Source organism: Mycobacterium talmoniae (assembly GCF_001854525.1).
GTDB classification, from domain to species: Bacteria; Actinomycetota; Actinomycetes; order Mycobacteriales; family Mycobacteriaceae; genus Mycobacterium; species Mycobacterium talmoniae.
Genome location: NZ_MLQM01000056.1, coordinates 1 through 14,913 on the forward strand (window position 1 = coordinate 1; position 14,913 = coordinate 14,913).

Consider the following 14,913-nt stretch of genomic DNA (forward strand, 5'->3'; position numbering starts at 1 on the left):
GGGCTGGCGGTGCCCGCCGGCAGCGGGTTCGGCGACCAGTCCGGGGTGCTGGTGGCCAGTGGAGAACGGTTGCGGGCCAAGGCGATCACGTTCACCTCCCGCAAATGGGGGGCCTTTGGGTATGGCGGCAAGGTGGAGCTGCTGCGGCTGTCGTTCGGGAAGTTCGGTGACAGCCTGGCCAGCCGGGCCACCGACGAGGAGCTGTTGGACTGGGCGATCGCCGATCTCGCGACGGTGTTCGGGGTCGACGCCGACCCGCTGGACGTGTGCGTGCGGCGCTGGGTCGCCGCGATGCCGCAGTACCGCCCCGGCCACGCCGGGCTGGTCGCCGAGCTGCGGGCCCACCTGCCGCCGACGGTGGCGGTGGCCGGCAACTACCTCGACGGGATCGGGGTGCCGGCCTGCGTGGCGGCCGCCGGGCGAGCGGTCGCGGAGCTGCTGGGTGCGGGCGTGGCACGATAGGGAGATGGCCCGCCTCGACTTTGACGCGTTGAATTCCACCCTCCGCTACCTGATGTTCTCGGTGTTTCAGGTGCGCCCGGGCGCGCTCGGCGACCAGCGCAACGGCGTCATCGACGAGACCAGCACCTTCCTCAAACAGCAGGAAGAACGCGGCGTGGTGGTGCGCGGCCTGTACGACGTCGCCGGGCTGCGCGCCGACGCCGACTTCATGATCTGGACGCACGCCGAGAAGGTGGAGGCGCTGCAGGCCACCTACGCCGACTTCCGGCGCACCACCACGCTGGGCCGGGCCAGCACGCCGGTGTGGAGCAGTGTGGCGCTGCACCGGCCCGCGGAGTTCAACAAGAGCCACGTCCCGGCGTTTATCGCCGGCGAGGAGCCCGGCGCCTACGTGTGCGTGTATCCGTTTGTGCGGTCCTACGAGTGGTATCTGCTGCCCGACGAGGAGCGGCGCCGGATGCTGGCCGAGCACGGCATGGCCGCCCGCGGCTACAAGGACGTCCGCGCCAACACCGTGCCCGCGTTCGCGCTGGGGGACTACGAGTGGATCCTGGCGTTCGAGGCCCCCGAACTGGACCGCATCGTGGATTTGATGCGGGACCTGCGGGCCACCGACGCGCGTCGGCACACCCGGGAGGAGACCCCGTTCTTCACCGGGCCACGGGTCGAGGTCGAGCGCCTGGTGCACGCGCTGCCCTAACCGTTGTCGTTGCATCGCGATAGGTAGCGATATATCGTTTAGGGATGACGCAACCCGCTCCCACCGATCCCACCCGCTTCGAAGAGATGTACCGCGACGAGCGGACCTCGCATGGCCTGCCCGCCGCCACCCCGTGGGACATCGGCGGGCCCCAACCGGTCGTCCAGCAGCTGGTGGCGCTGGGCGCCATCCGGGGCGAGGTGCTGGATCCGGGCACCGGTCCCGGCCACCACGCGATCTACTACGCGTCAAAGGGCTACGCGGCCACCGGCATCGACGCCTCGCCGGCCGGGCTGGAGCGGGCTCGGCAGAACGCGGCGAAGGCGGGGGTGTCGGTGAATTTCGAGTTGGCCGACGCGACCAAGCTGGAGGGACTGGAGAACCGCTTCGACACCGTCGTCGACTGCGCCTTCTACCACACGTTCAGCACCGACCGGGACTTGCAGCACTCCTACGCGCGCGCGTTGCACCGCGCCACCAAGCCCGGTGCGCGGCTGTACATGTTCGAGTTCGGGGCGCACAACGTCAACGGCTTCCGGATGCCGCGGTCGTTGTCCGAGGACGACTTTCGGGACGTGCTTCCCGGCGGGGGTTGGGACATCACCTATGTGGGGCCGACCACCTACCAGATCAACATGAGCGTGCAAACCCTGGAGATGATGGCCGCCCGCAACCCCGATGCGGCCGACCAGGTCGCCGAGGTGCTGGAGCGGTTCCGGGTCATCGAGCCGTGGCTGACCGACGGCCGGGCTTATGCGCCGTTCTGGGAAGTCCACGCCACCCGGGTGGACTGATCCTTTGATCTTTTCCCCTGTCGAGTGTGGGGTTGATCCACGGGTTTCGCGACGCGACGCGGATCAACCCCACACTCGACACCGAGGAGGGCCTAGGAGCGCTCAGGACTCGGACGGCACCAGCCGTAGGCAGATCGAGTTGATGCAGTACCGCTGGTCGGTGGGGGTCGGGTAGCCCTCGCCGGCGAAGACGTGCCCGAGGTGGCTGTGGCAGTTGGCGCACAGCACCTCGGTGCGGGTCATGCCCAGCGAATCGTCGGGGCGCAGCAGCACCGCCTCGGAGTGCGTCGGGTCGAAGAACGACGGCCAGCCGCAGTGCGATTCGAACTTCTCGGTGCTGCGGAACAGCTCCGCGCCGCAGGCCCGGCACTCATACACGCCCTCGGTCTTGGTGTCGGTGTACTCGCCGGTGAACGGGCGCTCGGTGCCGCCGCGGCGCAGCACGTCGAACTCCGCGGGGCTCAGCTTCTGCCGCCATTCGTCGTCGGTGAGGGCCACCTTCGGCTCGGGAGTGGTCATGTCTCCACGCTAACCGGCTCCGGCGCCCGCGTCAGCCACACCGGATCGATGCCGTCCTCGAGCCGGCCCTCGGCCTTGGCGTCCAGGTAGCGGAAGTACAGCACCACGAACACCACGATCGAAATCAGCGACCAGCCGTAGGTGATCCGCAGGTATTCCAGCGGGCGCCCGATGAACATCCAGTTGAACAGCAGCCAGCGGTCCAGGGCCATAAACCCGTACACCCCCAGCCAGGCCACCCAGTTGCGGATCACCGAATTGGGCAGCACCGCCGTCATCAGGAACGGGATCAGCACCATCGAGTAGTAGCCCTGGCCCAGCGACATCACCAGGAACGACGTCACCAGCAGCACCCCGGAGCTGGTCAGCATCCAAAACCGCGGATCGCGCACCCGGTAGTAGCGGTACAGCAGCCACAGGCTGGCCGCGGCCAATAGCGTGAACCCGATGCGCAGGAACAGGATCAGCCAGGTCGGCAGCCCGAAGAACACGCCGTTGCCCAGGATTGAGCTGTTGAAGTAGTCGCGGGTGCCCAGCATGTAGGGCAAGGTGCCGGTGATCCAGTCCATCGGGTCGGGCACCAGTGGCCAAGCCGCCGCGTTGAACACCAGCGGCACCCCGATCGCGGGGACCAACGCCCGCCACTGCCGGTTCAGCAGCGGCAACAACAGCAGCGGTGCCAGCACCGGTTTGACCACCAAACTCAGCCCGATCGCGACCCCCGCCCACCACTGGTGGCTTACCTTGCCGTCCAGCAGCCACCGGAAGAACAGCACCTCCAGCAGCAGGATGACGCCGTTGACGTTGGTGAACACCAGTGTGTTGGTGACACTTTCGGTGCAGAACATGGCCAGCAGCAGCGCCGGCGCGGCCACCGAGGTCAGCGTGTAGTCGAACAGCCGCAGCAGCAGGTAGGCGGCGAGGATGATGGCGATCGTGTTGACCAGGATGAACAGGTAGCGCGACTCCGCGAACGGCAGATAGCCGAACGGCGCCATCAGCAGCGTGCCGCCGGGCGGGTACAGGTAGTGCGGGTCAACGTAGTTGAAGTGCTCGTTGTAGATGTCCAACCCGTGCCGGAAGTTCGACACCGCCCGGTAGACCGGTTTGAAGTCGTCGGTGATGTTGCCGTTGGTGGTCAACACCACGCTGCGGTGGATGATCGAGAGGATCGCCACCGGCCACAGGATCGACCGCAGCACCGTCGCGGTGCTGGGTGCGCTGGTGCGGGGACGGAACGCGGCGAGCAGGCCGGTACGGATCGAATCAGCAGCCGTCACCAGCGCACCCTATACCGGGCGTGGCGTGAACCTCAGGCGGGGCAGTACGTGTCGGTGTCGGGCAGTTTGCCGCTGTCCAGGTAGCCGATCACCGGCGGCACCGCGCAGGACGAATAGATGCTGGCGCCGTGGCCGATGCCCTGCCACATCACCCGCTTGCTGGCCGAGCCGGCGTTGATGATGGTGGCGGCGGTGGCCGCGACGCCCTCCTCACCGATGATCGGGTCGTGTTGCACCCCGAGCAGCAACGCGCTGATCTTGAGGTTCTTCGGGGGTTGCGGCGCCGAGCTGCTGGGCCAGTTCAGGCATTTCACCAGGTTCAGCGCGCCGACGGTGCCGAACTGCGGGTACAGCTTGCCCCAGGCGACCACCAGTTCCCGGACCCGGTCGGGGGTGGGCCGGTTCAGCGCGTCGCTGCAGGTGTTGATGAACTGGCCGTCGGTGTTGCGGCTGGCTTGGGCCTGGTTGATCAGGCTGGTCAGCAGGTTGGTGTCACCGGATCGCGCCGATGCCAGCGCATTGGCCAAGGCCTGGGTGGTGCCGACCCCGTCGCCGCTGGGGAACCCCAACGCGGTGACGATGGCGTCGGTCAGCGCGGCCACCGACACACCCCCGGGTCCGTTGCCGGAGCGGGCCGACGACAGCAGCGCGTCGACCGCGCCCTTGGGATCGGGGCCCAGCGCGCAGTTCACCGCCACGCATTGGGCGGCGAACGCGTCGAGCGCGGACTGCTGACCTTTGACCCGCTGCTCGGCGGCGGCCTCGGCGGCCACATCCAGCGGGACCGGGGAGTCCAGCACCAGCCGCGCCAGCTTGGTCGGGTGCGAGCCGGCGTAGGCCAGCGCCACCTGCGCGCCGTTCCCGACGCCCATCAGCGCGATTTCGGGGACGTCCCAGATGCTGCGCAGCGCCTCGATGTCCTCGGCGGCGTGCGCGTTGTCGTAGGCGGAGTCGCCGGGGGAGATGATGTCGGTGCAGTTGGTGGTGGCGCTGACCGTGACGGTGCCCAGGTTGGCCACCGGGTCGTCGCCGACGTCGAACTGCGCCTGATCCCACATGTCTTGGCGCTCAAGGGTGTCGCGGCAGTCCACCGCGCTCGACATGCCCATGCCGCGTCGGTCGACGGCCACGATCGGGTGGGTGTTGAGCACGTCGGCGCCGGCGCGGGACAGCCACACCGGCAGCTGCAGCGACGACGGCAGGTCCGAGCCGGTGCTGAAGATCAGCGGGCCGGCATCCTCGGGGGTGTGGGCCGACCGGGCGCGCACCACCCCGATGCCGACCTTGCCGGCCGCCCCGTTGAGCGGATCGAGGTCGGCGTCAAAGCTGGCGCAGTCCAACCGGACACCGGGGGCGGCCGGGACCGCGGCGCTGTTGAAGACCCGGCCGGTGCAGTCCTTCCAGGACAGGTCGTTTTTGGGTGCGGCGATCGGCGGCGGCCCGGTGGGCGTGGTGGTGGCGGCGGGTTGGCCCTGCGGGCCGGCGCCGGAGTCGGTGGCGAACCGCGGATCGGCGGACAGGCCCAGCGGCGCGCAGCCGGCGAGCACTGCGCTCACCGCGACCAGGATCGTGGCGAACGTGGTCTGCCGAGTCATGCGGACCACACTAGCGACTCCCGGCTCACTCGCCCTTGACATAGCGTGTGTAGAGGTAGCCGGCGTCGTCGCTGAGCAGGTGCACGCAGCGCATCCCGGTCAGCACCTGGCCGGGGCCCGTCGCGATCCGGCGGGCCTGACCGCCCACGACACACGGCGCGATGGTCAGACACAGCTCGTCGAGCAGCTCCCGGTCGATCAACGACGCCAGCAGCGTCGGGCCGCCCTCGGTCAGCACGTGGTGCTGGCCGCCGGCGGTCACCGCCGCCAACACCGCGACCTCGTCCACCCGCTCGGGGTCATCGCCCGAGCAGTCCACCACCTCGGCGACCCCGGCCAGCTGCCGGCGGGCCTCCCCGACGGCCGCGGCACAGGTGAGCACCAGCGGCGGGACCTCGGTGCGGGTGAACACCGGCATCTCCCGGTCCAGGCGACCGGATTTGGTGACGATCGCCAGCCGCGGGACTTCGCTTTGGCCGCGGGTCTGGCGCTGCTGGCGCTCGGGGACGCTGAGCTGCACGCCCCCATAGTTTTCGATGCGCACCGTGCCGGCGCCGACCACGACGACATCGGCGAGCGTGCGCAGCAGCTTGAAGATCGCCCGGTCCCCGGGGCCGGCCAGGCCGCCGGAGCGGCCCGCCGCGGTCGCGCCGCCGTCCAGGCTGCTGATGAAGTTCGCCCGCACCCAGGGGCGCTGCCGGTCGGCCGGATAGGCGTACAGGGTGGCCAGTTCGGTGTCGTCGATGTCTCGCGCCGAGCCCAGCAGCGTGAGTTGCGTCTCAGCGGCCGGGTGCCGGCCAAGGTCAGACATGACCATGATTGCAACACGTGGCTACAGTGCCTGCATGCGCGACCCAGCCACCGACCACATCGGTCATCTGGTCGATCGGCATCCGAGTGTCTCGCCGGAGCGGCTGATCGCCCAGTTGACGCCGCCGCCCACCTTCGCCGGGGTCAGCTTCGACACGTATCGGCCCGACCCGGCCGAACCCAGCCAGGCCGCGGCGGTCCAGGCGTGCACCGCGTTCTGCAAGGAGGCTCTGGAGCGTCGCGCCGGGCGCAAGAAGCTGTTCGGCAAGCGCACGGTGCTGCCCGGGACCGGGCTGTACCTCGACGGCGGCTTCGGTGTCGGCAAAACCCACCTGTTGGCGTCGGCCTACTACCAGCTGCCCGACGACGGGCCGCATCCCAAGGCGTTCGCGACGTTCATGGAGCTCACCCAGCTGGCCGGGGTGTTCGGCTTCCTCGAGTGCATCGATCTGTTGGCCGACTACACCCTGCTGTGTATCGACGAGTTCGAGCTGGACGACCCCGGCAACACCACGCTGATTTCCCGGCTGCTGTCGGCACTGGTCGAGCGGGGGGTGTCGATCGCGGCCACCTCCAACACGCTGCCCGAACAGCTCGGCGAGGGCCGGTTCGCCGCCCAAGACTTCCTGCGTGAAATCAACACGCTGGCAGAGATTTTCACCACGGTCCGGATCGAGGGGCCCGACTACCGGCACCGCGATCTGCCGCCGGCACCGGAACCGCTGTCCGACGAGCAGGTGGTGGCGCGGGCGGAGGCCACCGACGGTGGCGTCACCCTCGATGACTTCGACGCGCTCTGCGCGCACCTGGCCACCATGCACCCGTCCCGGTATCTCACCCTGATCGAGGGGGTGCGGGCGGTGTTCCTCACCGGCGTGCACGCCATCGACGACCAGAATGTGGCGCTGCGGTTGGTGGCGTTGACCGACCGGCTCTATGACGCCGGCATCCCGGTGGTGGCGTCGGGGGCCAAACTGGACGGCATCTTCAGCGCCGAGATGCTGGCCGGCGGCTTCCGCAAAAAGTATCTGCGGGCCACCTCCCGGCTACTGGCGTTGACCGCCGCCGGCGGGGCGGCCGGTTAAAGGTTCCACTGCGCCAGGTGCGCGCCGGTGGTCTTGTCGAGCAACACCACGTTTCGGACCAGCCCGCGGTACACGTCCCAGTACACCCCGCCGTTGACGGTGGCGCCGGCCGGCGCGTTGGTCAGCAGGTTCTCCAGCTGGTCGGGGGCGTCGGTGTGCTTGGACACGTAGGCGTCCGCGTCGGGGGTGACGCCGTCGAAGGTGAACGCCAGCGACAGGGTGTAGGGGGTGGGCGCCGCGATGGTGTGCACGGTGACCCCGGTGCGCCACGGCGACCCCTGAGCCCGCCAGCGCGGGGAGCCGTTCCACCCCCAGCCGGGCGGTTCGTCGGTGGGCAGCACATCGTGGACGGCCACGTCGGCGACGACCGCCCCGAACGCCGGGTCGTTGTACTCGACCCGCAGGGTGTCCCCGAGCCGGCCGATGGGCGCGTCCTGGGCGGTCGCGCGCGGCGCCGGAGCGGCCAGCGTCGCCGCGATCGTCAGGGTGACCAGGGCCACGAACCAGCGGTGCATTTTCGCCCTCTTCGGTGTCTGTTTCGCCACATCTGCCTGTCGCATGATGGCACATCACGTCGGCGGGGCGGACCGCAACCGTCCGGTGAGCAGATGGTTCCGCGCGGTTAACACCGTGGTGATCGTCGCGTAGCGCGACGCGGGCATCGTGGCCTTGTAGACGCACGCGTTCACAGAAAGGCCCGCCGATGCTCAGCCCGAAATCTGCCGCGATCGTCAAGGAAACGCTGCCCGTGGTCGGGGCGGCGATCGAGGACATCACCACCCGCTTCTACGCCACCCTGTTCGTCGACCACCCGGAGTTGGAGCGCGACCTGTTCAACCGGGGCAACCAGGCGCAGGGGGATCAGCAGCGGGCGCTGGCCGGGGCGATCGCCTCGTTCGCGACGCTGTTGGTCGCCGACGACGCCCCGCCGCCGGACAAGGTGCTGTCCCGGATCGCCAACAAGCACGCGTCGCTGGGGGTGACCTCCGATCAATACCAGCTGGTGCACGACTACCTGTTCGCCGCGATCGTGGCGGTGCTCGGCGACGCGGTCACCGATGACGTCGCCGCCGCCTGGGATGAGGTGTATTGGCTGATGGCCAACGCGCTGATGGGCCGTGAAGCCGACCTGTACGCCCAGGCCGGGGTGGCGCCCGGCCAGGTGTGGCTGCCGGCCCGGGTGGTGGCCCGCACCCAGGAGTCCCCGGACTGCATCGCGCTGACCCTGACCGGGGCCGACGGCGCGCTGCCGGCGTTTCGGCCCGGCCAGTACACCTCGGTCGCGGTGCGGCTGCCCGACGGGGCCCGCCAGATCCGGCAGTACAGCATCACCGGTTCGGACACGGCGACGTGGCGGATCACCGTCAAACGGGTCGCGTCGGTGGCCGGCTCGCCGGTCGGTCAGGTGTCGAACTTCATCCACGACAACGTCTTTGAGGGTGACGCCCTGATGTTGTCGCGACCGTTCGGGGACCTGACCCTGGCGCCCGAACAGGTTCCGGTGCTGCTGGTGTCGGCCGGCATCGGCTGCACCCCGATGATCGGGATGCTGCGCCACCTGGTGGACACCGGCGATCACCGGTCGGTGTGCGTGGTGCACGCCGACCGGTCCCGGGCCGCGCACCCGCACCGCAGCGAGCTGGCCGACCTGGTGGCGCAGCTGCCGGCGGCGATCATGCGCACCTGGTACGGCGAGATCGGGGTGCCGGTGGACCTGGCCGAGATGCCCCTGCCCGACGGGGTGCAGGTCTATCTGTGCGGGCCGCTGGAATTCATGCGGTCGGTGCGAGAACACTTGGTGGACCGCGGAATTCCGGCCGGCGACATCCACTATGAGGTGTTCGGCCCGGACCTGTGGCTGCAGGTGGCCTAAGAAGGCCTATTCCTCGGTGGCCTTCTTAACCACGATCGCCTCCAGCATGCCGGCGAGATCCGCCTCCACCCGGTCCTTGTCCACCCCGGCTTGGTGTAGCGGTCCGGCGCCGTCCTCGAGTTCGAGCAGCGCCAGCAGCAGGTGCTCGGTGCCGATGTAGTTGTGGCCCAGCCGAAGTGCCTCGCGGAAGGTCAACTCCAGGGCCTTGCGTGCCGGGCCGTTGAACGGGATCAGCGTGCCGGGGTCGTCGCCGGCCGGGGGCAGGGTGACCGCCGCGCGGACGGTGTCGGGGTCGACGTTCTGTGCGGTCAGCAATGCGGTGGCTAGTGCGTCGGGGTCGCTGAGGACCCCCAGCACTAGGTGGTCGGGGGTGATCTCCGCGTTGCCCGCGTCGTGGGCGGCGTTTTGGGCCGCGACCACCGCGCTGCGGGCCCGCGGCGTGAACCGGCCAAAGCCCTGGCTGGGATCGAGGCTGGTCGGTTCCGGGCGGGGCACGAACCGCTTCTGGGCGGCCTGCTTGGTGACCCCCATGCATTTGCCGATGTCGGTCCAGGAGGCCCCGGAGCGGCGGGCCTGGTCGACGAAATGGCCGATCAGATGGTCGGCGACCTCGCCGAGATGCTCGGCGGCCAGCACGGCGTCGGTGAGTTGATCCAGGGCGTCGGCGTGCACCTGCTTGATGGCGTTGATCAGGTCGTCGAGGCGGACGGGATAGGCGATGGGGGTCTCGGTCATGTCGTCAACTTTAGGTTGACGCCTTGGTTTCGTCAACCATGGGTTGACGCGGCGGTTGGTCTGTTCGATCTGTCATCGATTCGTTGCCGAAAACAGCGCGTGGCGCGTGGAGGATGGCGCCGTCGCACCGCGCGACTCGGCCGGCAACGCGGGCCCTAGCCGTCGAAGAAAGCGAATATGGACGTTCTTCAGCAGCAGTTCCTCGGCCCGCTGGGCAGGTTCCTCTACAGCTACGTGCTGGTCGTGTTGCTGATCGGCGCGGGCATCTACTTCACGGTGCGCACCCGCTTCGTCCAGGTCCGCTACTTCCGGCGGATGCTGCACCAACTGCGGCGCTCCGGCGGCGCCGACGGCGAGATCTCGTCGTTTCAGGCGTTCTGTGTCGGGCTGGCCTCCCGGGTGGGCACCGGCAATATTGCCGGGGTGGCCGTCGCGCTGACCCTGGGCGGGGCCGGGGCGGTGTTTTGGATGTGGGTGACCGCGGCGCTGGGCATGGCCACCGCGTTGGTGGAGGCCACGCTGGCCCAGATCTTCAAGGTCCGCGCGGTCGACGGCGGGTTCCGCGGCGGTCCCGCGTTCTACATCCGGCGCGGGCTGGGGTCGCGCGCCGGCGGCGTGGTGTTTGCGGTGCTGCTGGTCGTCACCTCCGGGATCGCGTTCAACATGGTGCAGGCCAACGCGGTCAGCGACGTGCTGCAGTCGGCGCACGCGGTGGGGCCGGGCTGGACGACGCTGGGTCTGGTCGTGCTGACCGCGCCGGTGCTGTTCGGCGGGGTGCGCCGGGTGGCGCGGGTGGCCGGCGTCATCCTGCCCGTCGTGGCCGTCGGATACGTGCTGCTGGCCTGCGCGATCGTGGTGGTCGACATCACCAGCCTGCCGCGGGTGATCGGCCAGATCGTCGGCGGCGCGTTCGGAATCCAGCAAGTGGCAGGCGGTTTGGGCGGCGGGTTGGCGGCCGCGATGCTCAACGGCGTCAAACGCGGCCTGTTCGCCAACGAGGCGGGCATGGGCAGCGCCCCCAATGTCGCGGCCACCGCCACCGTGTCACACCCGGTGGAGCAGGGCCTGATCCAGTCGCTGGGCGTGTTCGTCGACACCATGCTGGTGTGCACCGCCACGGCGTTCATCGTGTTGGTCGCCGGGCCCGAGGTCTACGATCCGGCGCAGGCCGGTGCGGTCGCCGGGGCCAGCCTGACCCAGGCCGCGGTCGCCGCCGGCCTGGGGCCCTGGACCACCGGAGTGATGACCACCGTGGTGTTCGTCTTCGCCTTCTCCTCGGTGCTCAGCAACTACGTGTGCGCGGAAGCCAACCTGATCTTCCTGGGGGCGGGGGACCGGTCCATCAACGCGTTGAAGGTGTGGACGCTGATCGCGATCGCGTTTGGGGCGATGGCCAAGCTGGCGGTGGTGTGGGAGCTGGCCGATATCGGCATGGCGCTGATGGCGATCGTCAACCTGGTCGCGATCTGCCTGCTGGGCCGGTGGGCGTTGGCCGCGTTGGCCGATTTTCACCGCCAGTCCGCTTTGGGCGCGGTTCCGGTGTTCGTGGCCGCCGAGGCCGGACTGCCGGGGGTGCTCGACGGGGACGTGTGGGCGCCGCGTCGCATCCCCGCCAGGGTGCCCGAGCGCGAGCTGCACCCGATCTGACCCCGTCAGCCCAGCTGGTCGAGTTCGGCCGCCGCGGCGAGCAGGTCGGCGGCGAGCCGTCGGGCCACGTCGGCGTCGATCTCAATGGTGACGTGATCGTCCGCGGTCCGGTCGGCGATGAAGATGCCGCGGTGTTTGACATCGCCGCCGGGGGACTGGAATCCGAAGCTTTCTACCCGCACGGTGGTGCCGCGCACGGTACCGATGAAGAACCGGCACGCTTCGTCGCCGTCGCTGGGGTTCTCCCAGTCGGACACGGAGCTGGCGTCGGGCGGTGGCGGCACATCGTGGTGCACGGTGTGCAGCAAATTGCGTTTAGCGAAGTCGCGGGCACAGCCGAGCAGGGCCGCGTCGTGCCGCATCGAGCGGGGGTTGGAGTCCCATTGCTGGAGACCCGCGACCTGATCGGGGGTGAGTTGGTCGGCAAGATCGCGCCACGAGGTGGCCTCTTCGATGCTTGTCACGGGCGACGACCGTACGCGCTGCTGGGACCGCTGACAAGAGCTTGGCGAACGCCGATTTGAATTGTGAAGACATCTCGTTACCATGTTGCGATGGCGGCGCCCGAGTAGGGAAAAAGTTCCGCAACAATGGGTTACAAGTTAGTTACGTCCTCGTTAAATTCGCTGGAATTCTCACGTACCTACATGGCGTAGCAAATTCGGATCTCGGATTGTGAGATGTCCTCTGGCTTGCCCCTGAGCCACGGCCGGGAACCGTCAGTCACATCCGACGCAGAAGTCCCTAGCCGAGGGATGTGCACCTTCCAGAAACGGATAGCGCATCTGGTACCACTTTTTGGGCTCGCGCCAGGGCGCCGTGCCGGTACGCCGGTTGCGCGTATGACTCACCGACGGATCGGCATGGGCGTGGCGTCAGGGCGTGACGTACTGCCGGCAGCTATAGCTCACCGGGTCGCAGATCACCGGGTTGGTGGTCCAGCCACCGTAGGTGCCCGGCACGTCCCAGGTCGGCATCAGCGGGCCGTTGTACGGCGGGTCGTAGCTGCAGGTATGGCTGAAGTCGCACAGCGGGTCGTCGGCGTGGGCCGAGCCGGCTGGCGCGAGGATGACCGCGGCGAGCACGGCCCCGAGGGTGCATAGGATCTGCATGGTTTCTCCTTCGGCGCGGACGCTACGCCGGGGCACCGACAACCACGTTGGAGAAGGACGGGCGATTGCGCTCACGGAAGGCGAATTGACGCCAGTGCTGCGCGAAAACCACCTCTGATCTGCGCAAATAATGGTGCGCGGTACTGGGATTGAACCAGCGACCTCTTCCGTGTCAGGGAAGCGCTCTCCCGCTGAGCTAACCGCGCGGGGGACAACATGGAGGTGGAGACGGGAATCGAACCCGTGTGCACGGCTTTGCAGGCCGTTGCCTCACCACTCGGCCACTCCACCGCTGGGGTTGATGCCACTGCATCCTCCGAGCGGATGACGGGATTCGAACCCGCGACCCTCACCTTGGCAAGGTGATGCGCTACCAACTGCGCTACATCCGCGTGCCACGAGCGAGATCGTCGCCCGTCGCGAAGCACGACATTAGTCCAACCACGTGGGCGGGCACAAATTCCTCCGATCGCACCGGCGCGCCGCTTGAGACGGCCTGCTGATTCTCGTCGAATCGACTGGCCGTGCTAGTCTTCCACCTCGTTCCCGGTCTCGTAGCTCAGCGGGAGAGCGTCCGCCTCACACGCGGAAGGTCACTGGTTCGATCCCAGTCGGGACCACAGAAAACAACTGGTCGACGCGCGTCTTTGTTATCGAGAGGCAAAACTGGCCGGGCTGAACCGCGATGGGACCACGTGGCGTAGCGGTACCGACTCCGATGTCGCGTGGATCAGGCAGTGCACGACGATCGGCCTGGCGATCACCTCGGCGATCCCACCTGTCTTCGACGCCTACGCCACCGTGGTATTGCCCGATGCCGGCGACAACGACGGGCCACGCCACGACCGGGCCGTGATCGAGCTGCTGAGTCGACAGTCACCGGATCAGCCGTGGTGGCTCGGATACCTCGAAACCGGCGTTTCCGACATCGTGTTTCCCTACGCGCCCCTGGTCACCTTGTACGCGAACTGGTCGTACGTGCTGGTGCAGGCCGGACCCGAACAGGCCGCCAGCTGGCGAAGCACCAACGCCCAATACCCCTGGGAAAGCCGGCTACCGGACCTGATGTTTCCCGAGGACCGGTCCTGGCTGTTGTCGACCCTGTGGGACGACGACTGGACCTGCCTGGGCGGGTCGGCCACGCTCATCGACGGCTTCTGCAACCACCCCGGCCTTCGGCCCCGCGTGCGACGGGTGAACCTCGGCGAGGACGCCACCCCGCCCGGTCACCAGGCGCTTTGAGCGCCGCGGCACCTCTCCGACATGCCGGTCACAGGGGGACCGGCACTCGCCAGGTGGCTGGTGGGCGACCGGGGGACTGCAGGGCGTCGCTGCCACCAGTGTCACGTCCCGCTATCCGCGCCGCCATCGTCCCGCCGCGCTAGGCCAAGCCCCGCGCTACTTCGACCAGTGTCTCCGCGCGGCGGACAAGCACCTTCACCCGGGATTCATCGATACGTTTGTGCGTGTACTCCACGTCGTTCTTCTCCGCGATCAGGTCGCCGAGCGCGCGGGTGGCTCGTGACTTGTCAGGGTGCCCTTGAAGGATCGTCCTCCAAGCCCCTGGCCCGGCGCACTGTGTGGCGCGAGATCGGCGCACCGTAGAGGACGAATCGATCCCGGACGATGTCCAATACCACTGGCTCCGAGCCGGACTCGGCTAGTTCGTCGAACTCGGCGACGCCGAAAACCAGCGTGTCGCACGTTGCGCCGAACCTGTGCTCCACAGCGGCCTGAAGGTCTGCTTTGCCGTCCCACGTCACGCCATCGGCTACGAGAACGGCGATGTCCACATCGCTGCCGCGGAGGGCCTGCCCGCGCGCCGCGGAACCGAACAGCACCACTGTGACGACATCGGGGTCGGCGCTCACCGCGCCGTGAACCACCTGCCGGAGGAGCTCGCGCGGGTCCATCAACTCACGCAGCGCCGGGACAGCGATGTGGTCGGCGTTGAGGGTGTGCAGTGTCGCTCGTCCTGCTGGCATCGTCTCGACTAGTCCCATCGCGATGAGTGTCTTGAGCGCGGCCTGTACCGCGGTCAAGCTGTGGTCACCGTCGGTGAGCTTCTGGACCTGCCGCCCAGTGAGCGGCGCACCCGTTCGCAGCAGAATCCGCAGCACCGCGCCCTGGGCGCCGGGGATGAGGCCGCCGAACGGCTCGCCAAAGAACATGACTTGATTATAGGTCACATGGCGTGTGAAAAGTTCATATGATTTCGCTAAAATTCATAGCTTCTGTCGCTGGGCGTTTCCGACGCGGCGGTGCCGGTGATTGAGGCGAGAGGGCTTGCGGCGTCGGCCG

16 protein-coding genes and 4 tRNA genes are annotated in these 14,913 nt (G+C 68.4%); 8 read left to right on the forward strand and 12 right to left on the reverse strand.

The window, feature by feature from the left end:
• From BKN37_RS12310 to BKN37_RS12320, 3 genes are all read left to right on the forward strand, one after another.
• Positions 1–462, forward strand: a 462-nt coding sequence (locus BKN37_RS12310; protein ID WP_207547237.1) for an FAD-dependent oxidoreductase, incomplete at its 5' end; no start/stop codon positions are given.
• A gap of 4 nt (positions 463–466) precedes the next feature.
• The gene (gene hemQ / locus BKN37_RS12315) at positions 467–1,162 is read left to right on the forward strand and encodes a hydrogen peroxide-dependent heme synthase (protein WP_071026148.1); all 696 of its coding nucleotides are present in this window, start codon (positions 467–469) and stop codon (positions 1,160–1,162) included.
• A 44-nt stretch (positions 1,163–1,206) separates the two neighbouring features.
• Positions 1,207–1,956 carry a class I SAM-dependent methyltransferase gene (locus BKN37_RS12320; RefSeq protein WP_071026150.1) on the forward strand — a complete coding sequence of 250 codons (750 nt, stop codon included), beginning with the start codon at positions 1,207–1,209 and terminating at the stop codon, positions 1,954–1,956.
• Between the two features lie 102 nt (positions 1,957–2,058).
• Here the strand turns inward: BKN37_RS12320 and msrB are convergent, their stop codons facing one another.
• The 4 genes from msrB to BKN37_RS12340 are packed head-to-tail and all read right to left on the reverse strand — an operon-like array spanning position 2,059 to position 6,161.
• The gene (msrB, locus tag BKN37_RS12325) at positions 2,059–2,475 is read right to left on the reverse strand and encodes a peptide-methionine (R)-S-oxide reductase MsrB (protein WP_071026152.1); all 417 of its coding nucleotides are present in this window, start codon (positions 2,473–2,475) and stop codon (positions 2,059–2,061) included.
• Complete coding sequence (gene aftC / locus BKN37_RS12330; RefSeq protein ID WP_242657226.1) at positions 2,472–3,758, reverse strand: arabinofuranan 3-O-arabinosyltransferase; 1,287 nt, start codon at positions 3,756–3,758, stop codon at positions 2,472–2,474. Before aftC ends, msrB begins: the two co-directional genes overlap by 4 nt.
• 29 nt (positions 3,759–3,787) lie before the next feature.
• On the reverse strand, positions 3,788–5,350 hold the full coding sequence (locus tag BKN37_RS12335) for an alpha/beta fold hydrolase (RefSeq protein ID WP_071026156.1): 1,563 nt from the start codon (positions 5,348–5,350) through the stop codon (positions 3,788–3,790).
• A 25-nt stretch (positions 5,351–5,375) separates the two neighbouring features.
• On the reverse strand, positions 5,376–6,161 hold the full coding sequence (locus BKN37_RS12340) for a pyrimidine reductase family protein (protein WP_071026200.1): 786 nt from the start codon (positions 6,159–6,161) through the stop codon (positions 5,376–5,378).
• Between BKN37_RS12340 and zapE the strand changes: the two genes are divergently transcribed.
• Entirely contained in the window at positions 6,160–7,245 is a 1,086-nt protein-coding gene (gene zapE / locus BKN37_RS12345; protein ID WP_071026159.1) for a cell division protein ZapE, read from the forward strand. The genes BKN37_RS12340 and zapE overlap by 2 nt on opposite strands.
• Here zapE and BKN37_RS12350 read toward each other — a convergent pair.
• Positions 7,242–7,760 (reverse strand): hypothetical protein, encoded by a 519-nt coding sequence (locus tag BKN37_RS12350; protein WP_071026161.1) that lies wholly within the window; start codon positions 7,758–7,760, stop codon positions 7,242–7,244. The genes zapE and BKN37_RS12350 overlap by 4 nt on opposite strands.
• Before the next feature lie 188 nt (positions 7,761–7,948).
• Between BKN37_RS12350 and BKN37_RS12355 the strand changes: the two genes are divergently transcribed.
• Positions 7,949–9,118 carry a globin domain-containing protein gene (locus BKN37_RS12355; protein WP_071026164.1) on the forward strand — a complete coding sequence of 390 codons (1,170 nt, stop codon included), beginning with the start codon at positions 7,949–7,951 and terminating at the stop codon, positions 9,116–9,118.
• 6 nt (positions 9,119–9,124) lie between these two features.
• Here the strand turns inward: BKN37_RS12355 and BKN37_RS12360 are convergent, their stop codons facing one another.
• Complete coding sequence (locus BKN37_RS12360) at positions 9,125–9,853, reverse strand: Clp protease N-terminal domain-containing protein (protein WP_071026166.1); 729 nt, start codon at positions 9,851–9,853, stop codon at positions 9,125–9,127.
• 177 nt (positions 9,854–10,030) lie between these two features.
• Between BKN37_RS12360 and BKN37_RS12365 the strand changes: the two genes are divergently transcribed.
• Positions 10,031–11,500, forward strand: coding sequence for an alanine/glycine:cation symporter family protein (locus BKN37_RS12365; protein ID WP_071026168.1), 1,470 nt, complete (start codon positions 10,031–10,033; stop codon positions 11,498–11,500).
• Positions 11,501–11,505: 5 nt separating this feature from the next.
• Here BKN37_RS12365 and BKN37_RS12370 read toward each other — a convergent pair whose 3' ends face one another.
• From BKN37_RS12370 to BKN37_RS12390, 5 genes are all read right to left on the reverse strand, one after another.
• Positions 11,506–11,964, reverse strand: coding sequence for a hypothetical protein (locus tag BKN37_RS12370; protein WP_071026171.1), 459 nt, complete (start codon positions 11,962–11,964; stop codon positions 11,506–11,508).
• 411 nt (positions 11,965–12,375) lie between these two features.
• Positions 12,376–12,612, reverse strand: a complete 237-nt coding sequence (locus BKN37_RS12375) for a hypothetical protein (RefSeq protein ID WP_071026173.1) — start codon at positions 12,610–12,612, stop codon at positions 12,376–12,378.
• Positions 12,613–12,743: 131 nt separating this feature from the next.
• Positions 12,744–12,818, reverse strand: a tRNA-Val gene (locus BKN37_RS12380).
• An 11-nt stretch (positions 12,819–12,829) separates the two neighbouring features.
• Positions 12,830–12,903 (reverse strand) — tRNA-Cys (locus BKN37_RS12385).
• A gap of 28 nt (positions 12,904–12,931) precedes the next feature.
• Positions 12,932–13,004, reverse strand: a tRNA-Gly gene (locus tag BKN37_RS12390).
• A gap of 156 nt (positions 13,005–13,160) precedes the next feature.
• On the opposite strand from BKN37_RS12390, the gene BKN37_RS12395 reads away from it, so the two are divergent.
• Together BKN37_RS12395 and BKN37_RS12400 are read left to right on the forward strand one after the other, a co-directional pair.
• Positions 13,161–13,232, forward strand: a tRNA-Val gene (locus BKN37_RS12395).
• A gap of 181 nt (positions 13,233–13,413) precedes the next feature.
• Positions 13,414–13,854, forward strand: coding sequence for a hypothetical protein (locus BKN37_RS12400; protein ID WP_105369226.1), 441 nt, complete (start codon positions 13,414–13,416; stop codon positions 13,852–13,854).
• Positions 13,855–14,141: 287 nt separating this feature from the next.
• On the opposite strand, the gene BKN37_RS12405 is transcribed toward BKN37_RS12400, so the two are convergent.
• Positions 14,142–14,783: a nucleotidyltransferase domain-containing protein gene (locus BKN37_RS12405; RefSeq protein WP_071026175.1), complete on the reverse strand. Its 642-nt coding sequence runs from the start codon at positions 14,781–14,783 to the stop codon at positions 14,142–14,144.
• Positions 14,784–14,913: the final 130 nt, after the last annotated feature.